13 protein-coding genes and 1 pseudogene are annotated in these 11,282 nt (G+C 68.1%); 11 read left to right on the plus strand and 3 right to left on the minus strand.

Annotated elements, in window-relative coordinates; all coding sequences use genetic code 11:
* Positions 1-59: 59 nt before the first annotated feature.
* Positions 60-1,439 carry a DUF222 domain-containing protein gene (locus AB0K11_RS02065; RefSeq protein ID WP_364971754.1) on the plus strand — a complete coding sequence of 460 codons (1,380 nt, stop codon included), beginning with the start codon at positions 60-62 and terminating at the stop codon, positions 1,437-1,439.
* Between the two features lie 22 nt (positions 1,440-1,461).
* Here AB0K11_RS02065 and AB0K11_RS02070 read toward each other — a convergent pair whose 3' ends face one another.
* Positions 1,462-3,399 carry a potassium transporter Kup gene (locus AB0K11_RS02070; protein ID WP_364971756.1) on the minus strand — a complete coding sequence of 646 codons (1,938 nt, stop codon included), beginning with the start codon at positions 3,397-3,399 and terminating at the stop codon, positions 1,462-1,464.
* A gap of 191 nt (positions 3,400-3,590) precedes the next feature.
* Between AB0K11_RS02070 and AB0K11_RS02075 the strand changes: the two genes are divergently transcribed.
* From AB0K11_RS02075 to AB0K11_RS02105, 7 genes are all read left to right on the plus strand, one after another.
* Positions 3,591-3,989, plus strand: coding sequence for a DUF6319 family protein (locus tag AB0K11_RS02075; RefSeq protein WP_364971758.1), 399 nt, complete (start codon positions 3,591-3,593; stop codon positions 3,987-3,989).
* Positions 3,990-4,094: 105 nt separating this feature from the next.
* On the plus strand, positions 4,095-4,610 hold the full coding sequence (locus AB0K11_RS02080; RefSeq protein ID WP_364973639.1) for a nitroreductase family protein: 516 nt from the start codon (positions 4,095-4,097) through the stop codon (positions 4,608-4,610).
* Position 4,611: 1 nt separating this feature from the next.
* Entirely contained in the window at positions 4,612-5,199 is a 588-nt protein-coding gene (locus AB0K11_RS02085) for a hypothetical protein (RefSeq protein WP_364971759.1), read from the plus strand.
* Between the two features lie 114 nt (positions 5,200-5,313).
* Positions 5,314-5,718 carry a helix-turn-helix transcriptional regulator gene (locus AB0K11_RS02090; protein WP_364971761.1) on the plus strand — a complete coding sequence of 135 codons (405 nt, stop codon included), beginning with the start codon at positions 5,314-5,316 and terminating at the stop codon, positions 5,716-5,718.
* Positions 5,715-6,491, plus strand: coding sequence for a molybdate ABC transporter substrate-binding protein (gene modA / locus AB0K11_RS02095; protein ID WP_364971762.1), 777 nt, complete (start codon positions 5,715-5,717; stop codon positions 6,489-6,491). The genes AB0K11_RS02090 and modA overlap by 4 nt, the downstream gene beginning before the upstream one ends.
* Positions 6,488-7,300 (plus strand): ABC transporter permease, encoded by an 813-nt coding sequence (locus AB0K11_RS02100; RefSeq protein WP_364971764.1) that lies wholly within the window; start codon positions 6,488-6,490, stop codon positions 7,298-7,300. The genes modA and AB0K11_RS02100 overlap by 4 nt, the downstream gene beginning before the upstream one ends.
* Positions 7,297-8,394, plus strand: a complete 1,098-nt coding sequence (locus AB0K11_RS02105; protein WP_364971765.1) for an ATP-binding cassette domain-containing protein — start codon at positions 7,297-7,299, stop codon at positions 8,392-8,394. The genes AB0K11_RS02100 and AB0K11_RS02105 overlap by 4 nt, the downstream gene beginning before the upstream one ends.
* Here AB0K11_RS02105 and AB0K11_RS02110 read toward each other — a convergent pair.
* Both AB0K11_RS02110 and AB0K11_RS02115 read right to left on the minus strand, forming a co-directional pair.
* Positions 8,376-9,007, minus strand: a pseudogene (locus AB0K11_RS02110) (SRPBCC family protein). The gene AB0K11_RS02105 and the pseudogene AB0K11_RS02110 sit on opposite strands and share 19 nt — an antisense overlap.
* Positions 9,004-9,342: a metalloregulator ArsR/SmtB family transcription factor gene (locus tag AB0K11_RS02115; protein WP_364971766.1), complete on the minus strand. Its 339-nt coding sequence runs from the start codon at positions 9,340-9,342 to the stop codon at positions 9,004-9,006. Before AB0K11_RS02115 ends, AB0K11_RS02110 begins: the two are co-directional and overlap by 4 nt.
* A gap of 219 nt (positions 9,343-9,561) precedes the next feature.
* Here AB0K11_RS02115 and AB0K11_RS02120 point away from each other — a divergent pair, with 219 nt between their 5' ends.
* The 3 genes from AB0K11_RS02120 (at position 9,562) to AB0K11_RS02130 (ending at position 11,267) form a co-directional block, all read left to right on the plus strand.
* Positions 9,562-10,029 (plus strand): hypothetical protein, encoded by a 468-nt coding sequence (locus AB0K11_RS02120; protein ID WP_364971768.1) that lies wholly within the window; start codon positions 9,562-9,564, stop codon positions 10,027-10,029.
* Positions 10,030-10,075: 46 nt separating this feature from the next.
* Positions 10,076-10,837, plus strand: a complete 762-nt coding sequence (locus AB0K11_RS02125) for an alpha/beta hydrolase (protein WP_364971769.1) — start codon at positions 10,076-10,078, stop codon at positions 10,835-10,837.
* A gap of 88 nt (positions 10,838-10,925) precedes the next feature.
* The gene (locus tag AB0K11_RS02130) at positions 10,926-11,267 is read left to right on the plus strand and encodes a hypothetical protein (RefSeq protein ID WP_364971770.1); all 342 of its coding nucleotides are present in this window, start codon (positions 10,926-10,928) and stop codon (positions 11,265-11,267) included.
* Positions 11,268-11,282 lie beyond the last annotated feature (15 nt).

Below are 11,282 nucleotides of genomic sequence, written 5' to 3' on the forward strand. Positions count from 1 at the left end.
TGGTTTCTGCTGTCACAGCGCGGCCGATTCTGTCGGACCCTCGCACTAGTGTTCGAGGCATGGACAGGGAGCAGGTGGTGGCGGCGTTGGAGGCGTGGGATGCCGCGCGTGCCGCGTTCGCCGCCCTGCCCTTCGACAGTCTCTCCGCCGCGGACCTTCTCGCGGTGTATGAGCGCCGCGTATACGCGCACCGCCAGGACACGGGCCTCGACCACGCGGTGCTGGCCCAACTGAAGCAGCAGTTCCGCCCCGAGGTGTACGGCAACACCAGCCTGCGTGATGTGTTGGCCCAGCGGCTGCATCTGGACACTGCCGATGCGACGCGACGCCTTGCCGCGGCTGAGACGTTGGGGCCGCGGTGGACGTTCACCGGTGAACGCCTCGACCCGGCCTGGGTGCACACCGCCGCCGCGTTGCGTTCGGGGGCAATCGACCCCGCGCATGTCGAGGTGATCCGCAAATGCCTCAAGAAGCTGCCCGGCTGGGTGGACGCGACGACCCGGGCCGATGCCGAACGCGACCTCGCCGGCTGGGCTCAACGGATGCCGCCGCAGGATCTCGAGGTGGCCGCGGACTACCTGCTCAACGCGATCGACCCCGACGGCGCCGAACCCGATCACGATGAGCAACAGCACCGCCGCAACCTGGTCATCGGTGAGCAACAGCCCAACGGCATGACGCCGACCAAGGGTGACCTCGACCCGGAGACCGCTGCGCTGTTGGACGTGATCATCGCCAAGTACGGCCCCCCGGGTCAGAATCTGCCTGAGGATCCGGGCGCCGGGGAGACCGTCCCGCGGGAGGTCTTCGGGATCGCTGACCCGCGTACCCGCCGGCAGCGCCACCATGATGCGCTGAAGACCGCGTTGCGTGACGTTGCCGCCTCGGGATCCTTGGGTCAGGTCAACGGTGTGCCGGCCACCATCGTGGCCACCACCACCGTCAAGGATCTCGAGTCCCGGGTGGGGTACGCCGACACCGCCGGCGGCCGCAAGCTGCCGATGCGGGATCTGATCCGCCTGGCCGGGAAGTCACAGCATTATCTGGCGGTGTTCGACGACCACACCGAGGAAGTCCTGTACTTCGGGCGGGCGCGGCGGTGTGCGTCGACGGCGCAGCGGTTGGCGTTGTTCGCCCGCGACAAAGGTTGCACCCGACCCGGCTGTACCCGCCCGGCGTTCGACTGCCAGGTCCATCACGCTCAACAGGACTGGTGCGAAGGCGGTTTGACGAACACCACCGACATGGCCCTGGCCTGCGCACCGGACAATCACCTCATCGAGAACACCGACTGGACCACCCGCCGGCGTCACGGCCGCACTGAATGGATCCCCCCACCCACCCTCGACACCGGCCAGACCCGCGTCAACAACCACCACCACCCCCAGCGCTACCTGACCGAGCGAACCAACGAGGACGACGAGGGCGAGGCGGACTAGCTGGGATCACCGCCCAGTCGGGTCACAGCTCCATCCGCGACCCGACGAGTATCGTGCGGTCCCACGGCAATTTGAAGTAGCCCGCGGCATCGGCGGTGATGAAGGACGTCGCGATGAACAGCCGCTTGCGCCATGGCGCCATCGTGGGCTCGTCTCCCGCCGACAGGTCGAGCTTCGACAGGAAGTAAGACGCCCTGTCCAGGTCGATGTGCCCCTCCGTCTGCGACGGATCCAGTAATCGCAGCGCGGCGGGCACGTCGGGTCGTTCCATGTAGCCGTACCTGGCCGTCACATGGAGGATTCCGTCGTCGGCGTGCCCGAGGTCGTTGATCACCATGCGATCGCTGTCCGAGACCCTCGGCACCGGTTGGGTTTCGAGCGCCAGCACCACGACATGCTGGTGCAGGACGTGGTTGTGCTCGACGTTCGCACGCAACGCCAGCGGAGCGCTGTCGTCGCCGCGGTTCAGGAAGACGGCGGTTCCCGGAATGCGCGGCAGCGGTGGTTGCCGTTCGGCGCACTCGTCGACGAAGTCGCGCAACGGCCCTTCGATCTCGGCTCGCTTCTCGGTGACGAGTCGACGTCCGCGTTGCCAGGTGGTCATCACCGTGAACGCGGCGACGGCGATCAACAGCGGCAGCCACGAACCGTGCAGCAGTTTCGTCAGATTCGCTGCCAGGAACAGGAAGTCGACCGTGAGCAGCACTCCGCCACCGATGAGCACCAGCCACAGCGGCACCTTCCACCGCGAGTGTGCGTAATAGAGGAACAGCGTTGTGACGATGGTGATCGTGCCGGTGACCGCCATGCCGAAGGCGTACGCCAGCGCCGACGAACTCCGGAAGGCGAACACCAGGGTCAGCACCGCCACGAGCAGCAGCGTGTTGATGAACGGCACGTACACCTGACCGATCACCGACGCGGACGTGTGCGCGATACGCAACCGCGGCAGGTATCCCAGTTGCATCGCCTGCGACGCCACCGAGAACGCGCCGGTGATCACGGCCTGGGAGGCGATGACCGTCGCCATGGTCGCCAGCAACACCAGGGGAAGCAACGCCCAGGACGGCGTCAGCAGAAAGAACGGTGCACGCACCGCTTCGGGGTCGCCCAGCAGCAGCGCACCCTGACCGAGATAGTTAAGAGTGCACGCCGGCAACACGACGCCCAGCCAGCCGATGGTGATCGCGCGGCGGCCGAAGTGCCCCATGTCGGCGTAGAGGGCTTCGGCGCCGGTGACGGCCAGGACGATGGCGGCCAGCGAGAAGAAGGCGATGTGGAAGTGGCCCACCAGGAATTCGACCGCATACGTCGGCGACAGCGCCTTCAAGATCTGCGGATGGGTGGCGATGCCGCCGACGCCGCACGCGCCGATCACCGTGAACCACACGATCATCACCGGACCGAAGAACCGTCCGATCACGGCCGCCCCCCGGCTCTGTACGGCGAACAGGCCGATGATGATCACAGCGGTGATCGGCACCACGAAGTCCTCGAAGTCCGGTGTGAGGACCTTGAGGCCCTCCACCGCGGACAGCACCGAGATTGCGGGGGTGATCATGCTGTCGCCGAAAAACAGTGAGGCGCCGAATATCCCGAGTGCCGCCAGCATGAGCGCGGTGCGCTTGCCCTGACGCTGGCCCCATTTCCGCAGCAGCGTGATCAGCGCCATGATGCCACCCTCGCCGTGGTTGTCGGCGCGCATCACCAGCGTGATGTAGGTGAGGGTGACGATGAGCATGACCGACCAGAAGATCGTCGAGACGACGCCGTAGACGTTGGTGTCGTTGAGCGGGACCGGATGCGGATCGGTCGGGTCGAACACCGTCTGCAGCGTGTAGATGGGGCTGGTGCCGATGTCTCCGAACACCACACCGAGTGCGGTCAGCACCACGACCGGTCGCGCCGACGGGCGGTGGGCCGCGTCGTCCTCCGCCACATCGGACAAGCGCTGCGCCATCGTGCGATCCCCTCTGCAGCCCGGCAGCGGCCGCCGGCGAACCCGTCTCGACATTATGTGCGGCGACGGGCGTCCCCCGCCCGTGAACCGAAGGACGGGCCCCGCGGGATCACTCCCGACGTCGAACGTGTGTTCTAATGGCTCGGACCGCGAGCCTGCGCACTGCGGGCGATGACGAGAAGGAGTTCGCCGTGACGTTGACCGTAGACACTCTGGCAGAAGATGCGTTGCCGGCAGCGTCGGACACCCCCGAGGTCCTGGTCGCTGCTGAGACTCCTGCCGGGAAGCCCGAGAAGGGGCCGGCCAAGAAGGCGACGAAGAGATCCAAGACGCTCGAGCTCACCCTCACCGTCACCGGTACCGCCGACGGCGAATGGAGCGCGGAACTCAAGCGGGGCAGCAGCTACCTGGTGCGTGACCTCGCCGTCGCGGCTGCCGCAGTCTCTCGCGCCGCGAGGGAACTACACGACGATCTCTCCGCCCCGATCGACGAGGTCATCGAGGAGGCGCGTGCCCAGCAGGCCGCCAGGGTCGCCGCCCTCGAGGCCGAACTCGAGGCCGCCCGAAAGGTTCTCGCCGACCTGGACTGAGGTGTCGCGGCGTCTGGCGGTCGTGATGCAATCAAGTCAGACGCCGGAAGCGCGGCTGTTCTCGTCATGACAGGACGCGGCAGCCGCACAGGGATGGAGGACGACGTGGAGACCTGGGATGCGCTGCGCGCTCGACGCAACGTCAGGAGCTACCGGCCGGACCCGGTGCCCGAGGAGGCGCTGCGGCGCATCGCCGAGGCCGGGTGGCGGTCACCGTCGGCGAGGAATCGTCAGCCGTGGGAGTTCGTGGTCGTCACCGACCCTGCGACGCTGCAGGAACTGTCGACGGTGTGGCAGGGCGCGGGTCACATCGCATCGGCACCCGCGGCCATCGCGCTCGTCGCGCCGGTGCCGCCGGAGGAGCGTCGCAAGACACTCGACCAGTACGACCTCGGGCAGGCGACGATGGCGATGATGCTCGCCGCGACCGATCTCGGCATCGGCACCGGACATTCCTCGGTCGGCGATCAGGAGAAAGCTCGCGCCATCCTGGGTGTCCCAGAGGACCGCATCGTCGCGTATCTGCTCGGCATCGGATATCCCGCCGACCGCCCGCTGGCGCCGATCACCACACCGGACCGCCGCCCGTTCGACGACGTCGTCCGCCACGGCCGCTGGTGACATGCCGGTAGGGAGCACGCAGGATGCGTTCCGCGACGCTGCGCGCGAAGACGGTGTCGAACTCGCCGGTCAGCGCTTCGAATGGCTCAACCAGCGCGGTCACCTCGGGCTCCCGCCCGGTGCGCAATTCGCCTCGGTGAGGGCGACTCTGGAGAGCATCTACATCGCGCTCGGCGGCGACCTGGCGACGCTGGCGACCGCCCGCACCACGGCACTGCGCGGCGACTTCCTCCACGTCGACTCCGGGACGCTGATCGAGGTCGACGAATCGCAGCACTTCACCTCGGCAAGGCTTCGATCACTGCTGCTGTATCCGCATGACGCGCCGCTCGGCTTCGAACACGGCCGGTACACGGCCCTCTCCGAGACCTGGCTCGGCAGGTCGGACAACTTCTACCGCACGAAGGCAGCCCGCGGCTTCGGGATCGGCGGCCGGCAGCGCCAGCGTGCGTATTACGACGCACTCCGCGACCTGGCCACGCCCGCGGCGGGACATCCACCACTCATCCGGATCGACGCCGCGGAACGCGACGGCGCTGACGCCTACCGACGGCACCGGAATAGGCTCCGCGCGGCGCTCGGGATCTAGCACTCCCGAATCGCGGATACGGGCCTGTTACCCGCGCACATCCGCATTCATGGTTGAATTCGGAGAGAACTGCCGCAACTGCGGTGACCTGATTTCCGACCAGTGAGTGATGCGGTGCCCGCAATGAAGATCAAGGACGCTGCGGCGATCCTCGGCGTCAGCGACGACACCGTCCGCCGCTGGATCGACAGCGGCAGCCTCGCGGCCCATAAGGACGACGCGGGCCGCAAGGTCATCGACGGCAAGGTCCTGGCCGAATTCGCCCGCGAACATGCCACGCCGCCACCGGACCCCCTCGGCGGCGGTAGCTCGGCTCGCAACCGGTTCGTCGGGCTCGTCACCAAGGTGACAGCCGACCAGGTGATGTCCGAAGTGCAGATGCAGTGTGGGGCGTTCACAGTGGTCTCCCTGATGAGCACCGAGTCGGCCCGACAGCTCGGCCTCGAACCCGGCGTGCTCGCCGTCGCGGTGGTCAAAGCCACCAACGTGATCGTCGAGACTCCTGGCGGCGCCTCGTGAAGTCGACCGTCGGCGCCGCCGCGACCCTGGCCGTTGCGGTACTCGTCGCGGCATGTTCGTCGTCGTCGACCGACTCGTCCTCCACCAGCGACGGTGCAGGCGCGCCGATCACCGTGTTCGCCGCGGCATCGTTGAAGGCGACATTCACCGAACTCGGCGCCCGGTTCGAGCAGGACAATCCGGGCGCCACAGTCACATTCAATTTCGCCGGCTCCTCCGACCTGGTCACTCAGCTGACCCAGGGCGCACCCGCCGACGTCTTCGCCTCCGCTGACGTGAAGAACATGACCAAAGCGGTCGACGCAGGCCTGGTGGCCGGTGAACCGGTCAACTTCGCCACCAACACCCTGACCATCGTCACGCAACCCGGAAATCCCCTGCAGATCATGACATTCGCCGATCTCGCGAAGCCCGGAACGCAGGTGGTGGTGTGCGCACCGCAGGTGCCCTGCGGCTCGGCCACCGAGAAGGTCGAGCGGGCCACCGGTGTCACGCTCACCCCGGTGAGCGAGGAGTCCGCCGTGACCGACGTGCTCGGCAAGGTCACCTCGGGCCAGGCCGACGCCGGACTGGTGTACGTCACCGATGCCACCGCCGCGCGGGACGAAGTCACCGCGATCCCCTTCCCCGAAGCCGGCGAAGCGGTGAACACCTATCCGATCACCGTGCTCGAGGACTCGGCGAACACCGCTGCAGCACAGGCATTCATCGACCTCGTCACCGGCCCGACGGGCCAGCAAGCCCTCGCGGCAGCGGGCTTCGCCGCGCCGTGACCACCCCGCGGCGGACGAGCGGGCTGATCCAGGTCGGCCTGCCGGCCTGGGTCTACCTCCCCGCCGCGGCGGGAGCGCTCTTCGTCATCGTGCCGCTGGTGGCCATCCTGCTGCAGATCGACTGGGCGCACTTCATTCCGCTCGTCACTTCGGAATCCTCACGTGCCGCACTTCTTCTGAGCCTGCAGACCGCGACGGCGAGCACCGTGGTGTGCGTGCTGCTCGGCATTCCGATGGCGCTCGTCCTGGCTCGCGGCAACTTCCCGGGACAATCCGTGCTGCGCGCGCTGGTGCTGCTTCCGCTCGTGCTGCCGCCCGTGGTGGGCGGCATCGCGCTGTTGTACACATTCGGTAGGCAGGGGCTGCTCGGCCACCAACTCGACCTGCTGGGCATCCGGATCGCCTTCTCCACCTCCGCGGTGGTGCTCGCCCAGTCGTTCGTGTCATTGCCCTTCCTCGTCGTCAGCCTCGAGGGTGCGCTGCGTTCGGCGGGGACGGGCTATGAACACATCGCCGCCACGCTCGGCGCCCGACCCACCACGGTGCTGCGGACCGTGACGATGCCCCTGGTGCTGCCCGGGCTGGTGTCGGGTGCCGTGCTCGCCTTCGCGCGCTCGCTCGGCGAGTTCGGTGCCACGCTGACCTTCGCCGGCTCGCTGCAGGGCGTGACCCGGACCCTGCCACTGGAGATCTACCTGCAGCGCGAAACCGACGCCGACGCCGCCGTCGCGCTGTCACTGCTGCTCATCGTCGTCGCCGCGGTTATCGTGATCGCCTCGGCGGGCCGCCGCATGACGGGCCGGCTGTGAGCAGCGTGCGCGTCGATGCGCGCCTGACACGACGCGGAGTCGACCTCGACCTGGACCTCGACGACGGCGAGGTGCTGGCGGTGCTCGGCCCCAACGGCGTCGGCAAGTCCACCCTGCTGCTGATGATCGCAGGCCTGCTGCGGCCCGACGACGGACGGATCGAGCTGGGCGGCACCGTCGTCACCGACACCCGCACAGGCACTTTCGTTCCGGCTCACTCGCGCAATGTCGCGATGCTCACCCAGCAGGCTCTGTTGTTCCCGCACCTGAGCGTCGAAGCCAACGTCGCCTACGGGCCGCGCTGCGGCGGGCAGTCCCGGTCGGTGGCGAAGGCCACGGCCCACCGCTGGCTCGACGCCGTCGGCGCCACCGATCTCGCCGCGCGCAAGCCCGGCCAGCTCTCGGGCGGGCAGGCGCAGCGCGTCGCCATCGCCCGCGCGCTGGCCGCCGAACCACGGCTGCTGCTGCTCGACGAACCGCTGGCTGCGCTCGACGTCGCCGCCGCTCCTGCGTTGCGCCGACTGTTGCGCGAGATGTTGCGCGACGGCGGCCGTACCGCGATCATCGTCACCCACGACGTGCTCGACGCGTTGGCCGTCGCCGACAGGATCGTCGTCATCGAGAACGGCCGGGTGGTGGAGAGCGGCCCGGCCCGTCGTGTGCTCAGCGCACCTCGCAGCGACTTCGCGGCCAGGATCGCCGGGGTGAACCTCGTCCCGGGCGTCGTCACCGAACCCGGGGTGATCCGCACGTCATGGGACGCCGCCGTACACGGAACCGGCGAGGTCGAACCGGGCGCCGGCGCCATCGCACTGTTCCGGCCCGGTGCGGTCGCGGTCCACCTCGAACCGCCACACGGCAGCCCGCGCAACGTGATCGCCGTGACGATCGCCGAGGTCGACATCCACGGCACCGCCGTGCGGATCAGGGGCGCCGAACAACCCGACGGAAGCACCGGGCTGGCGGCCGACATCACCACGGCCGCCGCGGCCGATCTCGACGTCGAACCCGGCAAGACGGTCTACTTCGTGGTCAAAGCACAAGAAGTGCAACTGCATCCGGCGTTACCGCGGCCCTACTCCTCCCCCAGGTAGGCCTTGAGGCACCGGTCGGCCAGGGCGCGCGCCGTCGGACCGTCCGCGCCATTGCCGACGTTCGCGGTGTACCAGTCCTCACTCGACAGCCGCAGGAAGCGGCGGCCGCCGTCGGTGGCCAGCCACTGCTGTCCGAAGGCCGGGTCGATGGACTCCCCACTGGCCAGATGCAGCGTCAGGCCCAGCAGCATCGAGTCCCAACCGATACCGACCGCGCCGGGCCCGAACTCACGCCAGTTGTCGTCGTCGGCATCGATGATGTGCTCGAGCACCACTCGGGCCCGACCGGGGCCGTCACCGGTGACACGGACGTCGATCCAGCTGACGTTGTCGCCGTATTCCCAGGTGGCCGTGAGTTCTCCGGAGGGTCGCAGGTGAGGATCCTGCCGCCGGCATGACCCTCGAACTGGTAGGTGCCGCCGACGGCCAGGTCGCCGGATATCGGCAGGAACCACCGCGGGATCCGCTCGATGTTCGTCACCGCGTCCCACAGGTCGGCCTGGTCGGTGTCGTAGGACTGGCTGATGGTCAGGATGCGGGCCTCCCCCGCGTCGTGCACCGTGTCACCGACGGTGCGCCGCACCGCATTGATCTGATGATCGACGTCAATCATGATGTATTTCCTCGTCGTTGTCGTTTACCTCGTGCGATCTCGGTCGCCAAGGCATCCAGGCGCGGAGCCCAGAATCGCCGGAAGGTGTCGAGCCATTCGTCGACGTCGCGCAGCGCTGCGCCGTTGACGGCGTAGAGGCGGCGCTGGCCTTCCGGTCGTACCGTCGTGAAGCCGCTGTCCCGCAGCACTTTCAGGTGCTGCGACACCGCCGGCTGGGTGATGTGGAACTCGCCCCGGATGACCGAACCGATGTCACCCGCTGGCCTCTCACCGTCGGCGAGCAGTTCGAGAATGCGGCGACGCACCGGGTCTCCGAGAACGTCGAACGCGTGCACCATCCGACGATAAAGCTGCCGCTTAAATAAGTCCAGGCTGAACTATGACTGCGGCCCACCATGCCGAAGTCGCCGCACGTCGAGGCGGCCAGGGAATGACTTTTGTGCCGATTTCGTTATCAGAGTTTGTCCCACTTGTCACATGGGTAACTCCAGTAACAGCGGACGGGACATCTGCTCCGCTGTCAACGGCGAGAAAGAGTCGAATGGATCATCGCGATGAACACAATTCTCTACTTCAGCACCCGCGGCACCGTATATGAGACCCGTGCCTACACCAGGGCCGACATCGAACACCTCATTCACGACCAGGGCCTGCACAGCCTGACCAGCGCCGACCGGCAGTTCGACTTCTGGTTCAGCCCCTCGGCGAGCCGGTGCCAGCGCCGCGTCAACCGCAGTGCCACCGAACTGTTCCTGGCGACCACCGATTTCACGGCCAAGACCGTCCCCCTGCTGCGGGGTTCCGTGGTCGTGGCCACTCACGACGCCGACGGTGACCTCGACGGCCTCAGCTGGGAGCAGCTGGACCTCCTGGTCGACCGCAACCGCGCCATGAGCCGGCGCGACGAACGAGTGCTCGGCCGGCGGATACAGCGCGAGCTGCGTGCCGAGCGACGGACGGTCGAGACGCCGCAGGTCGCAGGCGTCAGTTGCGCGAGACCGCGCACCCTCGTGCAGCGCTGACGACCTCTCGTCACGCCGTCGCGGCGCGGATGGAAAAGTGGCCGCGATGAGTGCGAACAAACCCGACCTGGTGCTCCTGCACGGCGTCACCATGTCCGCCGCAGCCTGGCGGGACGTGGCACCGCTGCTCGACGCCGACTTCGAGGTCCACGCACCCACCGCCGCCGGACACCGCGGCGGTCCCGCGGCACGCCGTCGCCCCGCCACCATCGCCGACACCGTCGACGCGGCGGAACGCTACCTCGACGAGCGCGGACTCGCCCGGCCGCACATCGCGGGCAATTCGATGGGCGGCTGGATGGCCGTCGAACTCGCGCGCAGAGGACGGGCGGCGAGTGTGTGCGCCCTCTCGCCGGCAGGCTTCTGGACCGTGGGACAGCGCTCGCACTCCGCGTCGACCGCCCGAGTCCGGCGCACGGTCACGATGAGTCGGATACCGCGGCCTCTGTCGTCGGTCACCCTGCGGTCGGGTCTCGCGCGGCGGCTTGCGTTCCGCGACATCGCGTCCCGCGGGGAACGGCTCTCCCATGGGCAGGCCGTCGCCGCGATCGACGACGTGCTCGGCTGCGCGGTCGCGACCGACCTGCTCGGCACCCCGGAAGCCGTCGCGTCCCTCGACCCACTGCCGTGCCCGGTGACGCTGGCCTGGGGCGAACGCGACAAGGTGTTCCCCGTCGACGTCAACGGCGTGATCGCACGAGAACGCCTGCCGCAGGCGAGGTTCGTGGTGCTTCCGGGCGTGGGACACGTGCCGATGATCGACGACCCGGCCCTTGTCGCCGAAACCATTCGCACAAGCACAGGCTGAGGCGTTGGCACCGCAACGCAGCGTGACCCCGGAGACACTGGGGGCATGGGTGATCAAGTGCAATCCGCACAGGACTCCCGTGGAACCCATGCGCGCGTCGGGCCACGCCCACCCGGCATGGTGCGTGGCCGGCAACTATCGTTCGGCACTCATCCGGCCGGATCAGCGGGTGCTGTTCTGGGTGTCGGCGCACCCTCAGCGAGGGATTTGGGGCACCGGCCGGGTCACCGGGGACGTGTCGATCGAGGATGGGCAACTGCGTGTGCCGGTGCACATTCCGCTGTTCAGCCAACCACTCACCGTCGACGAACTGTCCGCGGTACCCGGCCTGCGCTCGATGGAGGTGTTCCGGTCGCCGCAGCAGGCCAACCCGTCCTGGGTGAGCGTGGCGGAACTGGCGCTGCTCGAACCCCTGCTGCGGGCCCGGTGACGAAAGGCGCAGACC

The sequence above is a fragment of the Mycobacterium sp. NPDC050551 genome (assembly GCF_040674075.1).
In the GTDB taxonomy this organism is placed as follows: Bacteria; Actinomycetota; Actinomycetes; order Mycobacteriales; family Mycobacteriaceae; genus Mycobacterium.